A 20,606-nucleotide genomic window follows, 5' to 3' on the forward strand; every position below is an offset into this window, starting at 1 on the left:
GTTCCTTTCAAAATGGACTGTGTCGGGCTGGGTCGGTGGTGGCTAGTGGCTGGCCGTGCCGGGCGGCGTGGTTCCGCCGGAGCCGAGGGCGGCGGCGTCGGGCGCTGCGGGGGTTCCGCCGGTTGCTGCCAGCTGGGCGGAGCCCTCGGCGTTCTTGCGGCGCTCCTGGATCTCGGCGAGGATCTTGGCGTGCATGGCGTCGGTGAGGGTGTACCTGGACATCACCAGGACGGCCAGGATGGTCATGATGGCCGGCAGCGCGCCGGCAGCGAACTGGATGCCGAAGACAGCGTCCGCGGTCTGGGCCGCACCGGACTTGTAGCCGCCCAGTGCCAGGGCGTAGGCGGCGAGGGCGCCGCCCACCGCCTGGCCGGTCTTCCGGGTGAACGAGAACAGGGCGTAGGTGATGCCTTCGGTGCGCACGCCGGTGCGCCATTCGCCGTATTCCACGGTGTCGGCTTCCAGCGCCCACACCACGATGTTGACGGCAAGGACCCCCACCAGGCTGACAACGAGGCCGGTGAAGCCGATCCACACCTGGCTGGCCGGGGTGAAGAAGATGACCGCGCCGCCCACGACGGTGAGCAGGGACGCGTAGACGTAGACGCCCTTCTTGCCGAGGCTCCGGACCAGTTTGGGCATCACTGCAGCCAGCACGAAGGTGAGCACCAGCTGGATGATGGAGAGGACGGGGTACAGGTCGAGGCGGTGCAGGACGTCGCGCAGGTAGTACAGCTGCACCGAGGTGAGGGCCAGGTAGCCGGTGAGGAAAAAGAAGGAGCTCAGGCACAGCATCAGCAGCGGCTTGTTGCCTTTGAGCGTATCCATGCTCTGTTTGAACGTGACGTTGGGGACGGCGCGGTGCACCCGCTCCTTGGCTGTCAGCACGGTGAAGAAGTAGAGTGCGGCACCAATGACCACGAACACCAGGGTGATGGTGGTGAATGTTGACTGCAGGTTGGCGCCGGGCTTGATCAGCGGAGCCACGAAAATACCCAAGGCGGAGCTAACGAGCATTGCGCCGACCAACCTGGCGGAGCCCAGTTTGGCCCGGTCCCCCGGGTCCTGCGTCATGGCGCCGGCCAGGGAGCCGTAGGGGATGTTGACCAGGCTGTAGGCCAGGCCGAGGGCCGCGTACGTGACGTAGGCGTAGAGCAGGGTGCCGGATTCGCCGATCTGCGGGACGGAGAACGTGGCCACGCTCAGCAGGAGCAGCGGGATGGAGCCGAACATGATGAACGGGCGGAACTTGCCGAACCGCTTGCTGAAGGCGCGGTCCACCACCCGGCCGGCAAAGACGTCAGCGAAGGCGTCGAAGATCCTGACCGCCAGCAGCAGGGTGCCGGCGGCGGCGGCCGAGATCCCGGCCACGTCCGTGTAGTACACCAGCAGGAACATCGTGGCGGTGGTGAAAGCGAGGTTGTTTGCCGCATCGCCGGCGCCATAGCCGATGATGCTGAGCTTGTTCAGCTTTTTCATGTTGTGGGCTCCTTTACCCGGTGCCGGCCCTTGGGACCAGCGAAAATGCATGTTATTAAGGCTATGCCTTGGTGGAGTTCTTGATGCCGCCCAGCGCGGTCCAGCGCTGGCGCAAGGCATAGGCTGCGGGCTTGGGGCGGCGGTCGCGGGTGAAGACACCCTTCTTGTTGCCGTCCACGCGCATGATGCCGTTGGAGGTCTGGAAGTCCGCGAAATTCCAGACCTGTTCGCCGGCCATGGCGTCCACGCGGTCAAAGACCCGGTGGTACATGGCCAGGAAGGCGGCCTGGTATTCCTCGCTCCAGGGCTGCTCGTAGATGGAGTGGAAGCCCGGCATCGTGTCCGGACCGTACTCGGTCATGATCATGGGCTTGCCGTACTTGGCTTCCCACTCCCGGAGTTCCTTCTCGAGGACCTGCTCGGCGGTTTCCAGGTCGCCGTTGTTGAGGTACCAGCCGTAGTAGCGGTTGAGCATGATGACGTCGAAGAGGTCGCCCAGGCGTTCCTTGTCCGGGGTGTCGAACATGACGTTGACGTAGCCGACGGGGCGGGTGGGGTCCAGTTCCCGGGTCAGCTCCGCGAGGGGCTGGAAGTATTCGCGGGCGCCTTCCTCGGAGCCGTTGGGTTCGTTGGCAATGGACCAGATGACGACGGAGGGGTGGTTCTTGTCCCGGGCCACGAGTTCTGAGATCGCCTGCCGGTGGTTGGCTGCGGTGTTGGCGTCCACGCCGCCGTCGACGTAGGTCTTCTTGGAGATGCCGCCGAAGACGGCGCCGAACCCCAGATGCAGCCCGACGGCGGCGGTTTCGTCGATCACCACGATGCCGTGCCGGTCGGCGAACTCCATGACCTCCTCGGCGTAGGGGTAGTGCGAGGTGCGGAACGAGTTGGCGCCCACCCAGTCCAGCAGCTGGAAATCGTTGACCATCTGGGCATCGCTGTGGCCCTTGCCGATGCCGATGTGGTCCTCGTGCATGCCGAAGCCGGTGAAGTAGAAGGGCTCGCCGTTGATGAGGAATTCCTTGCCGCGGACCTCCACGGTGCGGACGCCGACCGGCAGCGTGTAGCTGTCCAGCAGCCGGTCGCCGTCGCGGATCTCGGCGGTCAGGCTGTAGAGGTAGGCGGCGCCCGGCTTCCAGAGCACGACGTCGCTGATCACCAGGGTGCCCTGGGCGCCGTCGGCCCGGGCGGCTTCCGCGCCGTCGGCGTCCTTCAGGACAACGGTGACCGCTTCGCCGCCGCTGCCGCCGGCGGTTCCGATCGTGTAGTCGACGCTGCCCGTGGGCCCGTCGAAGCCGGTCACGACGGTGATGTCGTCCACCGTCACTGCCGGGGTGCTGTACAGCCAGAGGCTGCGGTGCAGGCCCGCGTAGTTGTAGAAGTCGTGGAGGTAGCCCTGCTGGCGGCGGCCGTCCTCGGTGACCGTGATGCTGCCGGGCGGGATGGTGGCCTGGGTGAGTTCGTTGTTGACGGAGACGGTGAGGCGGAACGTCTGCCCCGGTGTCACGTGCCCCGTGATGTCCGCGCTGAACGGCATGTAGCCGCCGGTGTGCTGGGCCACCAGGACATCGTCCACCCACACCATTCCCTCGTGCGTGGCGGAGTCGAGCCGGAGATGGATCCGCTCCCCGGCCCAGCCGCGGGGAACCCGGACGTCGCGCTGGTACCAGACGTAGCCCACGTGGTCCCGGATGGCCTTGTCCGGGAAGACGTCGTTGTAGCTGGCCGGGACACCCATTTCCAGCGGCGATGCCAGGGGGGCCTTGAACCATTCCTCCTGGTGGCCGGCGCGGTCAAAGTCCACTTTGAACCGGTAGAGCCCGTCGAGGTTGACGATCTCACGGGTTTCACTTGCCTGGGGCTTGAGCATCTGGGGGAATCCTTCGCGTCGTTGCGGGGTGGGACTGTTGGGGGATCCGCCGGGCCGTGCTGGCGGCCCGCGTTTTTGTCTGGCTGTAATCCTAGTCACGTGGCAAACATTTGGCAAGCGGTTGCCAGATATTCACATCGCCACGCTCGGACAGGGGCGGCTTAAACGGACACTGCCCGGGCCTCCGGCAGGTGCTGTCGGCCCGGGCAGTGCCGCCTGCAGCGGCGGGCTACTCCTGGACAGCCGGCCCGGAGAAGGTGCCGCTGAGGTCTTCAACGAGGCGGACCACGGCGTCATCGGCGGCGAGGTCCGGATTGAGCAGGGCCAGCAGGGCGCGGACACGCCCGGTGCCGCCGAGCCTGTTGGCCGCGGCCACGTCCGTGGCCAGGGGGTCGTGGAACTCTGCCGCCGCCGCGCTGAAATCCATCCAGGCGGAGATCATGAGGGCTGCGGCCTCCCCGGAACGGCCCTGCGCCCGCTCGGCGAGCAGCACCGGGACGGCCCGCATCCGCAGCTTGGTGCTGCCGTCCATCGCGATCTGGGCCAGGTGGTGGGCGATCCGGGCGTTCCGGAACCGGGCCAGCAGCTCGGCGCGGTATTCGGGGATCCGGAGGTCCGCGCCGTGCAGGTTGGCCTGGGCCTCGCCCCAGAACCGTTCCACGGCCTGCAGGCACAGCGGGTCCGCCAGGGCCTCGGCCACCGTGGTGTGGCCGCGCAGCTGCCCGGCATAGGCCAGGAGCGAGTGCGCGCCGTTGAGGAGCCACAGCTTCCGGTTTTCGTACGGCTCGATCTCGTCCACGAACACCGCGCCGGCGTCTTCCCAGCGCGGGCGTCCGGCCGGGAAGGCGCCGCTGAGCACCCAGTTGCGGAACGGTTCGGCCACCACCGGTGAGTTGTCGCGGTAGCCGCACGCGGCCTCCACCGCGGCGAGGTCCGCGCCGGTGGTGCGCGGCGTGATGCGGTCCACCGAGGTGCTGACAAAGCTGATGTTCTCATCGATCCAGGCGGCGAGGCCGGCGTCCCAGGCCTCCGCCAGGCCCACCACTGCCTGGCGGGCCACCGTTCCGTTGCTCGACAGGTTGTCGCAGCAGACGACGGCGAGCGGTCCGGCGGCGGCAGCCCGGCGGGCGGCGAGGGCAAAGACGAGCCGGCCCAGCGGCGTCGTCGGCGCTCCGCTGCCCGAAGCCAGTAGCGCAAGGTCGGCGACGACGTCGGGGGCCGCCCGGTCCAGGCTGCCGTCGGCGCCCAGGCGGTAGCCGGCCTCGGTGATGGTCAGGGTGATCACCGCCGTGGCCGGTGCGGCGACAAGGGCGGCGAGCCGGCCGACGTCGGCGCCGTCCACTGCCTCGACGATGCTGCTGACGATCTCGAAGGAATCGCCGCCATCGGCCCGCTCGACCACGGTGTACAGGCCGTCCTGCTCGGCCAGTGCCAGCGCCGCGTCGGGCCGGCGGCCGGTGAACGAGGCGATGCCCCACCCGGCGGCGTCGCCGGCGTGGTGGGTGTACCAGGCCTGGTGCGAGCGGTGGAAAGCGCCCAGCCCCAGGTGGACGATCCGCACGGGGGCCTTTGCCGAGGGCCGGATGGCCCGGCCCAGCTGCGGCAGCCGGGCGGCCGGCGCTGTTGCATCCGGAGCGGCCGGAGCGGCATTGGAGTCAGTCTCGGGGATGGTCACAGCTTGAAAACCCTTCGCGGGGAGGAATCGACCAGGTCGACGATGATTTCGTGCGCACGGTCCTCGCTGACCCGGTGCTCCGCCACGAGCCGGGCCAGGAACGAGGCCTCGATCCGGCGGGAGGCATCGTGCCGGGCCGGGATGGAGCAGAACGCGCGGGTGTCGTCGATGAAGCCCGAGGACCGGGAGAATCCGGCGGTCTCCGTGACGGCGGAGCGGAAGCGGAGCATGGCGTCCGGGGCATCGAGGAACCACCACGGCGCGCCGAGGTAGACGGAGGGGTAGAAGCCCGCCAGCGGTGCGAGTTCGCGCGAAAACACGGTCTCGTCCAGCGTGAACAGCACCAGGTGGAAGTCCTTGGCGGTGCCGAAGTCCTGCAGCAACGGCCGGATGGCCTGGGTGTAGTTGGTGGCGACGGGGATGTCGTGGCCCGTGTCCGCGCCGAAGGTGTTGAACGTGGGCTCGTGGTGGTTGCGGAACGAGCCGGGGTGGATGGTCATCACCAGGCCGTCCTCGACGGACATCCGGGCCATCTGGTACATCATGTGGGCCTCGAAGTCGTCGCGGTCCTGCGCGGTGGCCTGGCCGGAGCGGGCGCGGTCGAACAGCCGTGCCGCGTCGGCGGCGTCGAGCTTCAACGTCGCGGGCGTCCTGACGCCGTGGTCAGCGGAAACCGCCCCGTGCTCCACGAAATAACGACGCCGGTTCTCCAGTGCCGTGACGTAGCCGGCATAGCCGGTGGCGCCGTCGCCCGCAGCCGCGATGAGCCGGTCGACATTGGCGGACCAGGTGGGGTGCGCGATGTTGAGGTAGGCGTCCGGGCGGAACGTGGGCAGCACCCGGCCGTGGAAGCTGGGGTCCTGGGCGATCGCCTGGTGGCTGGCGAGGTCGTCGAGGGGGTCATCCGTGGTGGCCAGGACCTCGATGTTGAAGTCCTTGAACAGCTGGCGGGGCCGGAAAGCGGGCTCCTGGAGCTTGGCGGAGATGGCGTCGTAGCTGGCGTCGGCGTTTTCGGCGCTGATCTCCTGCTGGAGGCCGAAGACGCTGTGGAACTGGTTGCGCAGCCAGTAGCCGGAGGCGGTCCCCTCCAGCAGCGGCCAGGCCGTGCAGAACTCGCGCCAGACACTGCGGGAATCCGGCGTCCCGCTGCTCGAGCCGCGCAGCTTGTCAAGGGAGACACCGCTGGCATGGATTAGCCTGGTGACGTAGTGGTCCGGGCTGACCAGCAGCGCTGCGGGGTCAGGGAAGGGCGTGTTGTGCTCGATGACGGCGGCATCAACGTGGCCGTGGGGGGAGATGATGGGAAGATCCTGGACCCGGGCCAGGAGGCCGCGCGCAATGCTTCGCGTGCCGGGATCCGCGGGAAGGAGCCGGTCTGGGTTGGCTGCAATCGACTGTGACATGGATCAATAATCCGGCCTGGCCCGCTCGCTTGTCAACCGGTTGCCAAAATTTGCCGCCGGGATGCCGGGAGGGGTCACGATGCGGTTCCTGCCTGGCGACGCGCAGAATCCCTGGCGCTGCCGGAATTCGGGCCGCGCCAGGGGATTTGCGCCGCGCCAGGGAAGTTGCGCGTCGTCAGCTAGCGGAGGGAAGAAGCCGGCCGCTGGAGCCCCGCAGCACGAGCTCCGTTTCCACCCGCAGGAAGGCCGCCGGATGTTCGATGCCCTGCAGCGCGTCCAGCAGCAGGCTTGCCGCTTCCGTGCCGCACTCCGCCATCGGAGAGCGCACCGTGGTGAGCGGCGGGGTGGTGAAGTCGGCCCCGAAGATATCGTCGAAGCCGACAATGCTGATCCGGTCCGGCACCACGACGGCTGCGGCCTGGAGTTCCTGCATGAGGCCGATGGCCAGGAGGTCGTTGTAGGTCAGGACAGCCGTGGCTCCGCTGGCCAGGACGCTGCGGGCCACCTCCCGGCCGCCGGAGACCGTTGGCCGGGAGGATTCCAACCGCACCGCTTCCAGCCGGGACCACTCGCACGCGGTCTGCACGCCTTCCCAGCGGCGCCGTGACATCCAGGACTCCGGCGGCCCGGCCACGTAGGCGATCCTGCGGTGGCCGTTGGCGGCGAGGCTGCGGATGGCTTCGGCGATTCCGGTGTTGACGTCCGGCACCACGCACGGCACGCCGTCCACCTCGCGGTTGATGACCACCACGGGCTTGCCCTTGGCGAGGGCACGGATGTTGTCGTCATCCATGCGGGGGCTGGCCAGGATGAGCCCGTCCACGGTCGTCATCATGCGCCGGGCCGCGGTCAGCTCGGTCGCGGGCGACTCCGAGGATTCAGCGAGCATCAGCGTGTAGTCGCGCGCCGTGACCGTTGCTTCTGCACCCCGGATGACGCCGAAGAAGGTCGGGTTGGTGATGTCCGCGACGATCAGGCCCAGGGTGCTGGTCCGCCCGGTGGGCAGGGCGCGGGCAAAGGGGTTGACGTGATAGTTGAGCTCGGCGGCGGCATCCTCGATCAGCTTCTGGGTCTTGACGCTGACCCGGCCCGGTTTGCTGAGCGCCCTGGAGACCGTGGAGGGATTGACTCCGGCAACCTTGGCGACGTCGTAAATGGTGGCGCTGGACTTGCCGCCCCGGCCATTCCTGCTGACCGGACCCGTTGATGCGGCGGATTCCGGATTCTTAGCTTCAGTCACCGCCCCATCCTATCGGCGAAACCCACCCAACTGGCTCGCAGTTGTTGCCGTTTTGAGCGCTCAAAACGGCAACAACTGCGAGGCAGATGGCCGGCAGGGCCGGGGGCGGCCGGAGATCAGACGCGCTCGGGGAATTTGCCTTCTTCGCTGATGCGCTTGTTGAGCTCCGCCAGGAACTCGTTCTCGTCGAAGTCCAGTCCGACTTCCTTGCCGGTCCAGGCGGAGAGGTGGATGGCGTTGGCCAGGCGTACTCCGTTGATGCCGTCCGAGCCCGGAGCGAGCAGCGGGGTGCCGTCCAGGATGTTGGCGGCGAAGTTCTCCAGGACGCCGGCGTGCTGTGCACCCCAGACGGACTCGAACTCGATGACCTCGGTGGTGTAGTACTCCTCCGGGTTCAGTTCGCCCATGAAGAGCTTCCGGACATCGTCCATGCCCATGCCGTCGCTGAGTTCGCGCTCCGGCTTGTGCAGGCGGGTCACGGTGGCGGTCTTGCTGCCTTCGACGACAATCTTGCCCTGGTCGCCCAGGATCTCGAAGCGGTCGGTGCCGGTGAGGTCGTGCGTGGCGGTGACGAAAACGCCGGTGACGCCGTCTCCGTAATCAACCACCGCAGTCACTTCATCTTCGACGGCGATGTCGCGGCGGAAGCCGAAGGCAACCTTGGAGTAGACGGACTTGGGCACGCCGCAGATCCACTGCCACAGGTCCAGCTGGTGCGGTGCCTGGTTGACCAGCACACCGCCGCCCTCGCCGCCCCACGTGGCGCGCCATTCGCTGGAGTTGTAGTAGCCCTGCGGACGCCACCAGTTGGTGATGATCCAGTTGCTCCGGCGGATCTTGCCGATCTCGCCGTTGTCGACGATCTCCTTGAGCTTCTGGTACAGCGGGTTGTTGCGCTGGTTGAACATGATGGCGAAGGACAACTCCGGCTTGCCGGCGGCGAACTCGTTCAGTTCCTTGACCTGCTTGGTGTAGACGCCGGCCGGCTTCTCCACGAGCGCGTGGACGTTGCGCTTGAGCGTCTCGATGCCCATTTCGGGGTGCAGGAAGTGCGGCACGCAGGTCACGACGGCGTCAACGTCGCCGCTTTCGAGCATGGTGATGTAGTTGTCGTAGAAGGGAACGTCAGGGTAAGTGGCCGAGGCAACTTCCTTCTTCGCGGGATCGGTGTCGCAGATGGCGCCGATCTCCATGTTGGGAACCATGCCGTCCGTGATGAACTTGGCGTAGGCGCCGCCCTGCTGGCCCAGGCCGATGATGCCGAGGCGTACTTTCTTGCTCACAGTTGTTTATCCTTTTTCGTTGGTTGAGCTTGTCGAAACCAGAGTGTGGAAATCGGTCCGGTTAGAACAGCTGGGCGTGGCCCATGGCCACCAGGTTGTCGTAGGAGGTCTGCAGCGCCTCCCAGACGGTGCGTCCGTAGAGTTCGTCCTGCTCCACCAGCAGGTACTCGGCGCCGGCAGCCTGCGCGGCGTCGATGATCGAGGGGAAGTCGAGGTTGCCCTCGCCGACCTCGGCGAACTGGACCACGTTCTTGAATTCGGTCATGAAGCCCATGATGTCGCCGCTGTCCAGCAGCCCGAAGGCGGACTCCGGGAGTTCGCCGATCCGGTAGTCCTTCAGGTGGACCATGGCCGTGCGGCCGGCATACTTCTGGAGGGTCCGGACCGGGTCCAGGCCGCCGCGCTGCACCCAGTGGACGTCGATTTCCATGCCCATGGCCGGCGAGTTCTCCGCGATGATGTCGAGCATGTACTTGCCGTCGAACTTCGCGAACTCAATGTGGTGGTTGTGGTAGTACAGTCCGATCCCGTGTTCGGCCAGGCGTTCGGCGTATTCGTTGGCTTGCTTGGCGAAGTCGATCACGGCACCAAGGGACTTCATCGCAGGGAACGGCAGCATGCCGATGCGCAGGAGCCTGGAGTCGAGGCGCTTGGCGTCGTCGACGATCTTGTCGAAGTGCTCCGCCAGGGAGTCGCCGGGCCGGCCCTTGGGGGTCTCCATGGCAACGGACAGCGCGGCGATGTCCATCCCGAGCTCGGTGCGGGACCGGTCCAGTTCCGCGACGTTCTCCGGGGTCATGGGGATCTGTGAGATCTCGACGGCGTTGTAGCCGATCGCGCTCACCTTGCGGAGCGTCTCGAACGCCCCGATTTCGCTGAAGCTGTCCTTCAGCATCATTGCCTGTACGCCTATTGTGGCTGTTGTTGCTGTTGTTTCCATGGGCGTCCTCCGTTGTGGGCCGGGGTCCGCAGGGGAACCCGGCTGCGCTAGTTCTCGTTATCTGACAGGGCTGCGTCCTCAGGCGAGGGCGACGGCCTGTTCGTCATGCATCCGCTGCATCTCGAGCAGCAGGTGGCGGTCCGCGCGCCGCTGCTCCTGGCGGTCCGGGTCCGGCACGGGTGAGGCCAGCAGGAGCCGCTGGGTGTAGGGGTGTTCGGGGTCCCGGGTCACGACGTCGGCCGGGCCCTGTTCCACGATCTCGCCGTGGTACATCACGGCGACGCGGTGGCTGATGTGGCGGACCACATCGAGGTCGTGGGAGACGAAGAGGTAGGAAACCCCGGTGTCTTTCTGGATCTGCAGGAACAGGTCCAGCACCCGGGCCTGGGTGGAAAGGTCCAGGGCGCTCACCGGCTCATCGCAGACTATCAGCTTCGGGGACAGCGCCAGGGCGCGGGCAATGGCCACGCGCTGGCGCTGGCCGCCGCTGAATTCGCGCGGCAGCCGGTGGATGGCGTCGGCCGGCAGGCCCACCTGGTCCAGCAGTTCCCGGACGCGTTTCTTTGCCTCCGCCGGCGGCTTCCCCTGCACGCCCAGCGGCTCGGCGAGGATGTCCCCGATTTCCAGGGCCGGGTTCAGCGAGGTGTAGGGGTCCTGGAACACCACCTGCAGGTCACGGCTCAGGACGCGGCGCTGTCTGCGGCTCGCGTGGCTGATGTCCTGGCCTTCGAAGGTGATTTTTCCGCCCGTAACGGGCGCGAGGCCCAGCACGGCCCGGCCCAGCGTGGTCTTTCCGGAGCCGGACTCCCCCACCAGGCCCAGGGTTTCGCCCTGGCCGATGGAGATGTTGATGTCCGTCAGGGCGCGGAACGGCCTGGCGCGGAAGCCCTTGCCCGGGTATTCCACCACCAGGTTGTCCACCCGGAGGAGGCTTTCACGTTCGCCGGCGGGACCTGTTGCAGCGTCGGTGGCTTCGGTTGCACTCATGATGCCGCCCCCTTGGCGGTCGATGAAACGAGCATGGACATGGGTTCCTTGCCTTCCAGCATGGACCCGAGCAGTGTCTGGGTGTAGGTTTCCTGCGGGTTGCGGAGGATGTCGCGGACGGTGCCCTCTTCCACCAGGCGTCCGTTCTGCATCACCACCACGCGGTCGCAGAGGTCGGCGACCACGCCGAAGTTGTGCGTCACCAGGATCACGCCGATGTTCAGGCGGGACCGGAGTTCGCGGATCAGGTCCAGCACGTCGGCCTGCACCGTCACGTCCAGGGCCGTGGTGGGTTCGTCCGCGATCACCAGGTCCGGTTCGCAGCTGATGGCGCCGGCGATCAGCACGCGCTGGGCCATGCCGCCGGAGACTTCGTGCGGGTAGGCATCGAAGGTCCGCTTCGGGTTGACGATCCCGACGTCGGACAGCAGTTTCATGGCACGGGAGGTGGCCTCGGCCTTGGAGATGCCCAGCACACGCACCATGGGCGTGACCAGCTGGTATCCGATGGTGAAGGCCGGATCCAGGTTGCTCATGGGTTCCTGCGGGATGTAGGAGATCCGCTTGCCGCGCAGCTTGGAGAGCCTGCCCTGGTTCACGACGTCCTCGCCCGGAGCCACCGTGTAGTTGCCCTCGAACTGGATCGAGCCGGCAACAATCCGTGCGGTGTCCGGCAGGAGGCCCAGGATGGAGAAGGCGGTCTGGGATTTCCCGGAGCCGGATTCGCCCACGATGCCCAGGATCTCGCCGCGGTCCACGTGGAAGGAGACATCATCCACGACCTTCTTGATCGAGCCGTCGGCCTGCGGGTACCCGACGCCGAGGTGGGTGACCTTCACCAGGTGGTGTTCGGTCCCGGCGTCGACGGCGGGGGCCGCGGCGTTCCGTGACTGGCGCGCCGGGGCGGGGGCCGCCGTCGCGCGTGTTACCACCGGCTTCTTGCGGTGCTTGATCTTTTCGCCGTCTTCCAGGGCATCGCGGATGGCGTTGCCCAGGAGCACCAGGGCGCCGATGGTCAGGGCCATGGCCAGCGCAGGCCAGAACAGGAGCGTGGGCGTGAGGTAGACGTTCTTGAAGCCTTCGCTGAGCATCACGCCCCAGGTTGCCTTGGCCGGATCCCCCAGCCCCAGGAACTCGAGGCCGGACTGGATGGCGATGGCCACCCCGGCGATCGCGGCGGTCTGGATGATGATGGGCGCGCGGACCACGGAAAAGATGTGCCGGGTGATGATGCTGAGGTCTGACAGGCCCGATACCCGGGCGGCATCCACGTAGAGCTCGTTCCGGACCGACTGCACTGCGGAACGCGTCAGGCGGAAGTAGGAGGGGCTGATCAGGATGCCGAACGCGATCATGGCGATCCACACCGACGGTCCGAAGGCCGCACGGATGGTCAGCAGCACGATGAGGCCGGGGAGGCTCATCAGGATGCTGACGATCCAGTTGGAGACAGCCTCGAACTTCCCGGCGTAGTAGCCGGCCAGCAGACCGGACGGGAGGCCGATCGCGATGGCGACGGCGGCGCAGAGCAGCGCCGAGAGCAGCGTCATCCGTGCGCCGAAGAGCAGGCGGCTCCAGACATCCCGGCCCGAGCTGTCCGTTCCCAGGATGTTCACGGAGTCCGGCGCGGCGAGCGTCTTGGAGATGTTGGCAAAGTTCTCTTCAAAGGGGGCCAGAACGTCCGCGAAGACGGCCAGGAGGGAGATGACCAGCAGGATTCCGACGGCGATGATGCCGAGCGGGTTCCTGAACAGACGCTTGAGGACCGTTGAACGGACCACGGTTCCGGTCTGGCCGGCGGGAGCCCCCTGCCCCGGTAATGGCGTCAGGGCTGAGGTTTCGACGGACTCGGTCACGAGGCACGCACCTTCGGGTTGAGCCAGCCGTTGAGCAGGTCAACGATGAGGTTGACCGTGATGACAACGGCGACGGTGTACATGACAACGCCCATGACAACGGGCAGGTCAGTCTGGCTGGTGGCAGCCACGGCAAGCGGGCCCATGCCGGGAAGGGCAAAGATCTGCTCGATGATGACCACGCCGCCGAGCATGCCGATGAGCTGCAGGCTGAGGACGGTGAGCCCCGCGGGCGCGGCACTTCGCAGGACATGCCTGAACAGGATCTCGCCCTCACCGATGCCGCGGCTGCGCAGGGTCCGGACGTAGTCGCGTTCGAGTTGCTTGATGACGGCACTGCGGATCTGCTGCGCGCCGCCGGTGACTCCGTTGATCAGCAGGGCGATCACCGGAAGAGTCAGGGACAGCACCCAGGCGGACGCAGGCGCGCCCGGGGAAATGGTGCTGGTGGCGGGGAACAGGCCCATCTGGATGGCCAGCACGGTCACCAGGATGATGCCGATGACGAACCCGGGAACGGAGTCGCCGATGATGGCGCCAATCTGGACAACGCGGTCCACCCAGCCGCGCTTCACTGCCGCGGCAACCCCGATGAGGGTCGCGATGATGGCGATGAGGATCATGGCCGCGAACACCATGGTCATGGTGACGGGGATGCGGGTGGCGAGAGCGTTGGCCACCGGTTCGGAGGTGAACCAGGATGTGCCCAGATCCCCCCTCAGGGCGCCCGTGAGCCAGCTGAAGTAGCGGACGGGCATGGGCTGGTCGAGTCCCAGCTCGGCTTCCTTCACGGCGAGCTGCTCCGGTGTTGCCTGGTCTCCCAGGATGTTCCGGGCGATGCTGCCGCTGGATATGTAGAGCAGGAAAAAGGTGAGGACCGAGACGGCAAACAGGACCACGAGTCCGCTGCCGAGGCGTTTGAGGATGAATCTGATCATTGCTGGCTCCATTGAAATGGCATGGTGGGCTGCCTTGTTCCGGCAGCCCGTCCTGTGCTGGACGGGCTGCCGGAACGGGAAGCTACTGCGCTGGCTGCTATTTCGCCGGCGAGTAGTTGTAGATCGACGGGACAGCCTGCTGGATCTGCGGCGTGACGTTGATCTTGGAGTTGTGGTAGTACATCTGGTCCACGCGGAACATCGGGGCGAACCAGGCCTGGTCAACCACGTATTTGTTGACTTCCTGCGCCAGCTTGGGAGCATCCTTGCCGCCGTTCTGGACGGCATCGATCTTGGCCTGCAGCTCCGGAGCGGTGGTCTTGAAGGGGTTGTACAGCGCCTTGGTGGAGATGATCTGGTTGATGGCCACCCACGGCTCACCCTGGAAGAGGGAGAAGTACATGCTCGTGAACTTCTGTGCTGCGACATCCGTGGTGTAGGTGTTGGTGATCGCGGCGCCAATGTTCACGGTGATGCCGACGTCAGAGAGCTGCTGCTTGACTACTGCCAGCTGGGTTTCAAACCCGGGAACGGACGGGAGCTCGAGGACGACGCCGGTTTCGAAGCCTGCTTCCTTCAGCAGTGCTTTGGCCTTGGCTGGGTCGTAGGGGTACTTGTTCTCGAGCTCTTCAAGCCAGGCTCCGCTGGCCTTGCCGAAGGGCTGGGACGTGGGTGTGCCCTGGCCCACCAGGACCTGGTCGAGGATCGTCTTGCGGTCAAACGCGTAGTTGATGGCCTGGCGGACGCGGACGTCCTTCAATGCGGGGTTCTTGGCGCCATCGCGGTCGAACAGGGTCAGGCCCTGCCAGTCAACCTCGTTCGCGGCCAGCGTCATCTTGGCGCCCTCGGCCTGCTTTCCGGTCTTGGGGTCCAGCAGCGTGGCGTCAACCTGTCCCGAAACCAGTGCATTGGTGCGGGCGGTCAAGTCAAGCAGGATCTTGAAGGTGACTTTCTCGAACTTCTGGATGCCCTTGTTCCAGTAGTCCTTGCGGGCTGTGAACACCGACTGTGAATCCTTGACCGTGGCGGCCTTGTCCATGACATACGGGCCGCTGCCCACAGGCTCGGTCTTGATGCCCTCGGAACCCAGCGCCTTGGGGCTGCCCATCAGGCCGGCGGCCTGGCTGAGGTAGAACTCCAGCGAGGGATCCGGCGTCGTCAGGTCCAGCTCAATGGTGTCGGCATCCACGACCTTGATGTCCGAGACCGCGGTGAGCTGGGCCATCTGCGGGCCGTTGGCCGTCTTGAAGTGGTCCAGGTTGGCCTTGGCCGCTGCGGCGTCGAACTTGGCGCCATCACTGAAGGTCACGTCCGTGCGGAGGTCAACCGTCAGCACCGTGTTTGCCGCGTTGTACTTCCACGCGGTGGCCAGCATGGGACTGAGCTTGCCGTCCGGTTCCCGCATGAGCAGGGAATCGTAGGCCGCCTGGTACGGCTGCAGGAAGTGGCCCACATGCGCCTGGGCCGGGTCCCAGGAGCGGATTTCCTGGACGGCGCCCAGGGTCAGCGTCGTGGTCGCCGGAGCGCCGGCGCCGGCGGGCGCGGCAGAGCCGCCGCCGCCGCAGGCTGTCAGCGCGAGGGATGCGCTGAGGATGAGGGCAGCTGACGCTGCCTTGGGACCTAACTTCATTGTTGGCTCCTATGAGTCTGGTGGAACTGGTGACTTCAGCAGTGAGCGGGTGTGGCCTGGGCCACATCCGCTCCGTGTGATTGACAGTACGCATTGTTGCCCGATTTGGCAACCGATTGTCACATTCATTTCGAAAGTTTCGCGGACGCGGGAATAAAGCCCGACAACACGCCGGAAAAGAGGTGATTCCATCCCCGTGGCGGACGCAACCGCTTGCATACCGGCGCGTGCCAGCCCTCGCCGGGCAAAGGGGACGAAGACGGTCTCAGCACACGGCGGCGAGCGACTCCGGGTAGCTTTGCCGGTAGATCTCCTTGACGATCCGCAGCGACTTGGCGGCCTCGGACGGATTGATCCAGAACGGGCCGTCCTCGCCCAGCCGGGCATAGAAGTCGGCGATCAGCAGCTCATGGGAGACGCCCCAGTACGCCCTGCCACCGGACTCCACCACGCGTTCGGGCACGACGTCGACGCGCCCGTCCCCGTACGTCACCGTGAGGTCGCCGCGCAGGCTCAGGGTGGCCTGCTCCGTGACGATGTCCAGGGTCACGGGGGCATTCACCGCGTTGGCGAGCGTGGCATAGAAGGCGCTGCGCGCCCCGGTGGCATGCTCCGCCACGAATTCGGCGGTGTCTTCAACGTCGATGGTCCCGCCCAGGAAGCGGGTGGACGCATTGCCGTTCAGCGACACGACGTCGCCCACCAGCCACTGCAGCAGGTCCACGGTGTGGATGGCCTGGTTCATCATCAGCCCCCCGCCGCCACCGGCCCAGCTGCCGCGCCACGGCCGGCTCTGGTAGTAGCCGGCACTCCGCTGCCACATCACGGTGGCCGAGGCGCCGAGGACCTCGCCGAGCTCACCGGAGGACAGGAGCGCGTGCATGGCCTGAACCGTGGCGTTGTACCTGTTCTGGAAGCACACGGCGATCTTGGCGCTGCTGCGTGCGGCGGCCTCAATGAGCCGGCGCCCCTCCTCGAGGGTGTGCGCCAGCGGCTTTTCCACGATGACGTTGACGCCGCGCTCCAGGCAGTCCGCCGCGAGGGCGGCGTGCTGGTCATGCGGGGTGCTGATGTGGACCACGTCCGGCTTCTGCTCCGCAAGGAGGCTGAGGTGGTCCGCAAAGCCGGGCACACCGTAGGCGGCCACCGCCGCAGCCAGCCGTCCCGGATCCGTATCGCAGACCGCGACCAGTTCGACGTCGTCGAGCTTTGCGATGGCTCCGAAGTGGACGGTCGAGACGTCGCCGCATCCGATCACTGCCGCCTTGACGGTCATGACAGCGTCACCCCGTGCTTGGCGGCGAGCCCGGCGAAGGCCCGGGCAGCGGTGCCGAAGGCCACCGGCCCGGAGAAGCCGCCCAGTTCATGGGCGCTGGCCAGGTGCGGTTCGAGCGAGGCGAACCCGGCGAATCCGTCGGCCTTCAGTGCGGCGATGGTCGCGTCCAGTTCGCCGTCGCCCTCGCCGGCCGGCACCACCTCGCCGGTCGCCAGGATGGCATCCTTCACCTGGAAGTACTCGAGGTACGGGCGCAGCATCGCGTACCCGTCCGTGTAGGGCTTGACCCCCACCTGGACGAAGTTGGCGTTGTCCCAGGCGATCCGCAGGGCCGGCGAATCGACGGATTCCATGATGTCCAGGACCCGTTCGGGCGTATCGCCGTAGATGCCCTTCTCGTTTTCATGCAGGAGCACGACGCCGGCGTCCGCAGCTACGGACGCCAGTGCGGCCATGCGCGTGAGGACATCCTCCCGGATGTCTTCCTGGCTCTGGCCTTCGGCGCGGTAGAACGAGAAGATCCGGATGAATTTGGTGTCCAGGCCCTTGGCGACGGCGATGATCTGGCGGAGCCGGTCCACCTCGTGTTCCACCGGCAGGCTGACGTCCACCTTTCCGATCGGGCTCGCAACGGCAGAGACCTTGAGCCCCTTGTCGTCCAGGATCGCCTTCAGCGCGGCGACCTGCTCAGGCTCCAGCTCGGAGACGTTGGTGCCCCAGGCGCTGCGGACTTCGATATGGCTGGCGCCCAGGGCCAGCAGCACGGCCGCCTGCACGGCCGGGTCCGGATCCACCTCGTCGCCGAATCCGGACAGCGGCCACACGGCGGTTGATGTTTCAGTCACGGGAAGCTCCTTGGGTTGCGCCAACGCGTGGGCGGCAGCCGGGGAATCCTGCTCCGGCCCGCGGTGACTCAATTCACAAATCAGGTATCGACGCCAGTCTAGCCCGGCAGACACGCCACGACAACCGGTTGCCAAAAGGTGCTGGGATGTGGCAACCTAGACCCCATGGCGCTGTGGCAGGAGTCACAATGGCGATTTCCGCTGCCGCGCCATCACGTTCAGAGAGGAGCGTTGTGGCTGCACCAGCCGGGGTCGACCGACCCGCCACTATCCACGACATCGCCGCCATGTGCGGAGTGGCCGCGTCCACGGTTTCCCGCGCGCTCTCCACGCCGGACCGGGTTAACTTCCGCACCCGTGCGCGGATCGAAGCCGCGGCAGCGGAGCTTAACTACACCCCCAACAGCCAGGCCAAGGCCTTGAGCTCGGGCCGGACCGGGGCGGTGGGAGTGCTGGTTCCGGACATCACGAACCCGTTCTATTTCGACCTCATCAGGGGAACCCAGCTCCAGCTCAAGGCGGCCGGCTACACCCAGTTGCTGGTGGACACCGAGGAGTCGGACGAGGTGGAAGCCAGCACCATGGAGCAGCTGCGCAAAGGTGCCGACGGCATCATTGTCACCGCCCCGCGGCTGGGCGATGACGTCCTGCTTGCCGCCGCGGCGAAGATGCCGATGGTCACCATCAACCGGGATGTCCCCGGCGTGCCTGCGGTCATCATCGATACCCCCACGGCGACAGGCCAGGCCCTGGATCACCTGATCTCGCTGGGTCACACGCGCGTCGCCTTCATGGCAGGTCCGTTGACGTCCCAGTCCAGCTCGCGGCGATGGGCTGCCCTTTCGTTGGCGGCGGAGGAGCGCGGCGTGGAGGTCCTGCGGCTCGGGCCGTTCGCACCGAAAACACAGTCGGGCGCGGCCGCTGCCGATTCCGCCGTGCACAGCGGCGTGACCGCCTGCATAGCCTTCAACGACCTGATAGCCATCGGAATGCTCCAGCGGCTCCGTGAACGCGGCCTCCGGGTTCCGGAGGACATGAGCATCGTGGGCTGCGACGACATCTTCGGTGCGGACTTCTGCAACCCCCCGTTGACCACCATGACGTCCCCGATCGAACAGGCCGGGCGGGTGGCCGTGTCGATGCTGCTCGGCCGGCTCAATCCCCTGGCCGGTGGCTCCAACCGCAGCCGTTCCGTCATGCCGACCCACCTGACCGTGCGTGGATCGACGGGGCCCGTCAGGGACGCCTGATGCCGGTTCGCCGGCCTCTTTGGCAGCCGGCGTCATCGGCAGCCGCCGTCTTTGGCGGCCGCTGTCTTTGACTGCCGCTGGTCCGGGAAGCGGTCCGCGGCCTGGTCAGGGTCTGCCGTAGTGCACCACGATGGTCCGGCCGGGCTGGCCGTCGTGGGAATAGGCGACCGTGCTCACCGGCACTCCGTAGAGTGCGGAGAGCGCCGTGTCCGTGAGCAGCTCGGCAGCCGGCCCGGTGCGCGCACCGCTGCGGCCCAGCAGGACAACCCGGTCCGCAAGGTACAGGGCATGGTCGGGATGGTGCGTGCTGAGCAGCAGGGCCATTCCGTCGGTCATCAGTTCGCGCAGGAGCGTCAGCACCCGGACCTGGTTCTTCAGGTCGAGTCCGGTGGCGGGCTCGTCCAGCACCAGCACCGGGCAGCCGGCCGCGATGGCCCGCGCGATCAGGACCAGCTGCTGTTCCCCGCCGCTCAGGGTGGGGAAAAGCCTGTCCTGCAGTCCGGCCACGCCTACCCGTTCCATCGCGTCCAACGCGGCGGCCCGGTCCGCGGACCCGGGACTCCGAAAAACGCCCACCTGCCTGGCGCGGCCCATCAGGACCATGTCCAGCGCCCGGTACGCGAAGGCGCTGCCATGGGCCTGCGGGACGTACCCGGCACCCGTCTGCCGGCGGACGGTTCCCTCCGCCGGCGCCAGGAGCCCGGCCGCGCAGCGCACCAGGGTGGTCTTGCCGCTGCCGTTGGGGCCCAGCACGGCGGTGGCCGTGCCGGGGCGCACCCGGAAGCTGACGCCCCGGAAAACCCAGTCCGACCGGGAGTAGGTGTAGCCCACGGTATCCAGCTCAAGCACTTTCCCAGATCCTGTCCCGGTTCCGGCGCAGCAGCAGGAAGAAGACGGGCGCGCCGATCAGGGCTGTGAGCACGCCCAGCGGGATCTCTCCGGCGGTCGCCGTGCGGGCGACCGTGTCGACGAGCACAATGTAGGCGCCGCCCAGCAGGAAGGACACCGGCAACAGCACGCGATGGTCCGGTCCCACCCACATCCGTGCCAGATGGGGAATCACCAGGCCCACCCAGCTGACTACCCCGCTGACGGCGACCGCCCCGGCCACGATGAGCGACACCGCAACCAGGACAACCCAGCGCAGGGGGCGCGGCTGCACGCCCAGGGCTGCGGCGTCCTCGTCGCCCAGGGACAGGACGTTGATCCGCCAGCGCAGGGCCAGCAGCACGACGGCGCCGCCCAGGACGGGGATCAGCGCCACCAGCACTTTGGTGAAGGTTGCCGTGGAGACGCTGCCAAGCAGCCAGAATACGATCGCCGGCAGCGTGGTGTTGGGATCCGCAATATAGGTCACCAGGGCGACCAGGGCCGAGAAAAAGGACCCCGTCACCACACCGCCGAGCACGATCATCAGCATCGGCGTTCCGCCGCGGCCCGAGGTGATGAGGACCAGGGTGGCGAGGGCCACCAGGCCGAACACGAAGGAGCCGGTGACCAGCAGGACAGAGCCCAGGCCGAGCAGCAGGGCCAGGGCGCCGCCGAACGAGGCCCCGGCGGATACGCCGATAATTTCCGGGCTGACCAGCGGATTGCGGAAGATGGCCTGCAGTGCGGCCCCGCCGATGGCCAGGCCGCCGCCCACGAGCAACGCGAGCAGGATCCGCGGCATCCGCACCAGCAGGACCACATTCTGTTCCGTTCCGCTTGCCTCGACGGGGAACGGGACAAGCTGGGCGGCGAGGATCTGCACGACATGCCAGAGGGGCACGTTGTACCGTCCGACGGCCAGCGCCAGCAGCACGACGGCGGTGAGGAGGGCGGCTGTCACGGCGATGGGCACGAAGACTGCCGGCTCCCTGCGCCGGTCGCGCGGTCCGTGACCTCTTTGCCGGCCGGATTGCCGGGCTGTTTGTCGTCGCTCCGCCGGGGTA

Annotated in this window: 16 protein-coding genes; 1 reads left to right on the top strand and 15 read right to left on the bottom strand. The window is 67.0% G+C overall.

Annotation, left to right across the window (positions count from 1 at the left end; translation table 11 throughout):
* Positions 1–42: 42 nt before the first annotated feature.
* The 13 genes from uidB to ACQCSZ_RS10205 form a co-directional block, all read right to left on the bottom strand.
* Positions 43–1,479 (bottom strand): glucuronide transporter, encoded by a 1,437-nt coding sequence (gene uidB, locus ACQCSZ_RS10145; protein WP_427007867.1) that lies wholly within the window; start codon positions 1,477–1,479, stop codon positions 43–45.
* A 61-nt stretch (positions 1,480–1,540) separates the two neighbouring features.
* On the bottom strand, positions 1,541–3,349 hold the full coding sequence (gene uidA / locus ACQCSZ_RS10150) for a beta-glucuronidase (RefSeq protein ID WP_427007868.1): 1,809 nt from the start codon (positions 3,347–3,349) through the stop codon (positions 1,541–1,543).
* Between the two features lie 229 nt (positions 3,350–3,578).
* A complete protein-coding gene (locus tag ACQCSZ_RS10155; RefSeq protein ID WP_427008305.1) occupies positions 3,579–4,955 on the bottom strand; it encodes a mannitol dehydrogenase family protein in 1,377 nt (458 codons plus the stop codon).
* Positions 4,956–5,020: 65 nt separating this feature from the next.
* Positions 5,021–6,427: a glucuronate isomerase gene (gene uxaC / locus ACQCSZ_RS10160; protein ID WP_427007869.1), complete on the bottom strand. Its 1,407-nt coding sequence runs from the start codon at positions 6,425–6,427 to the stop codon at positions 5,021–5,023.
* A gap of 175 nt (positions 6,428–6,602) precedes the next feature.
* Positions 6,603–7,667 (bottom strand): LacI family DNA-binding transcriptional regulator, encoded by a 1,065-nt coding sequence (locus ACQCSZ_RS10165; RefSeq protein ID WP_427007870.1) that lies wholly within the window; start codon positions 7,665–7,667, stop codon positions 6,603–6,605.
* 116 nt (positions 7,668–7,783) lie between these two features.
* Entirely contained in the window at positions 7,784–8,950 is a 1,167-nt protein-coding gene (locus ACQCSZ_RS10170) for a Gfo/Idh/MocA family protein (RefSeq protein WP_427007871.1), read from the bottom strand.
* Between the two features lie 61 nt (positions 8,951–9,011).
* Positions 9,012–9,890, bottom strand: a complete 879-nt coding sequence (locus ACQCSZ_RS10175; RefSeq protein WP_427007872.1) for a sugar phosphate isomerase/epimerase family protein — start codon at positions 9,888–9,890, stop codon at positions 9,012–9,014.
* A gap of 78 nt (positions 9,891–9,968) precedes the next feature.
* Positions 9,969–10,877: an ATP-binding cassette domain-containing protein gene (locus ACQCSZ_RS10180; protein WP_427007873.1), complete on the bottom strand. Its 909-nt coding sequence runs from the start codon at positions 10,875–10,877 to the stop codon at positions 9,969–9,971.
* Positions 10,874–12,733, bottom strand: a complete 1,860-nt coding sequence (locus ACQCSZ_RS10185) for a dipeptide/oligopeptide/nickel ABC transporter permease/ATP-binding protein (RefSeq protein ID WP_427007874.1) — start codon at positions 12,731–12,733, stop codon at positions 10,874–10,876. Before ACQCSZ_RS10185 ends, ACQCSZ_RS10180 begins: the two co-directional genes overlap by 4 nt.
* Entirely contained in the window at positions 12,730–13,671 is a 942-nt protein-coding gene (locus tag ACQCSZ_RS10190) for an ABC transporter permease (protein ID WP_427007875.1), read from the bottom strand. The genes ACQCSZ_RS10185 and ACQCSZ_RS10190 overlap by 4 nt, the downstream gene beginning before the upstream one ends.
* A 97-nt stretch (positions 13,672–13,768) precedes the next feature.
* Complete coding sequence (locus tag ACQCSZ_RS10195) at positions 13,769–15,301, bottom strand: ABC transporter substrate-binding protein (RefSeq protein WP_427007876.1); 1,533 nt, start codon at positions 15,299–15,301, stop codon at positions 13,769–13,771.
* 265 nt (positions 15,302–15,566) lie between these two features.
* Positions 15,567–16,577: a Gfo/Idh/MocA family protein gene (locus ACQCSZ_RS10200; protein WP_427007877.1), complete on the bottom strand. Its 1,011-nt coding sequence runs from the start codon at positions 16,575–16,577 to the stop codon at positions 15,567–15,569.
* Positions 16,574–17,422 carry a sugar phosphate isomerase/epimerase family protein gene (locus ACQCSZ_RS10205; RefSeq protein ID WP_427007878.1) on the bottom strand — a complete coding sequence of 283 codons (849 nt, stop codon included), beginning with the start codon at positions 17,420–17,422 and terminating at the stop codon, positions 16,574–16,576. Before ACQCSZ_RS10205 ends, ACQCSZ_RS10200 begins: the two co-directional genes overlap by 4 nt.
* 287 nt (positions 17,423–17,709) lie before the next feature.
* Between ACQCSZ_RS10205 and ACQCSZ_RS10210 the strand changes: the two genes are divergently transcribed.
* On the top strand, positions 17,710–18,672 hold the full coding sequence (locus ACQCSZ_RS10210) for a LacI family DNA-binding transcriptional regulator (protein ID WP_427008306.1): 963 nt from the start codon (positions 17,710–17,712) through the stop codon (positions 18,670–18,672).
* Between the two features lie 105 nt (positions 18,673–18,777).
* On the opposite strand, the gene ACQCSZ_RS10215 is transcribed toward ACQCSZ_RS10210, so the two are convergent.
* Together ACQCSZ_RS10215 and ACQCSZ_RS10220 are read right to left on the bottom strand one after the other, a co-directional pair.
* On the bottom strand, positions 18,778–19,521 hold the full coding sequence (locus ACQCSZ_RS10215) for an ABC transporter ATP-binding protein (protein WP_427007879.1): 744 nt from the start codon (positions 19,519–19,521) through the stop codon (positions 18,778–18,780).
* The gene (locus ACQCSZ_RS10220) at positions 19,514–20,515 is read right to left on the bottom strand and encodes a FecCD family ABC transporter permease (protein WP_427007880.1); all 1,002 of its coding nucleotides are present in this window, start codon (positions 20,513–20,515) and stop codon (positions 19,514–19,516) included. Before ACQCSZ_RS10220 ends, ACQCSZ_RS10215 begins: the two co-directional genes overlap by 8 nt.
* Between the last annotated feature and the right edge of the window lie 91 nt (positions 20,516–20,606).

Source organism: Pseudarthrobacter sp. H2 (assembly GCF_050157045.1).
Taxonomy (GTDB): Bacteria; Actinomycetota; Actinomycetes; order Actinomycetales; family Micrococcaceae; genus Arthrobacter.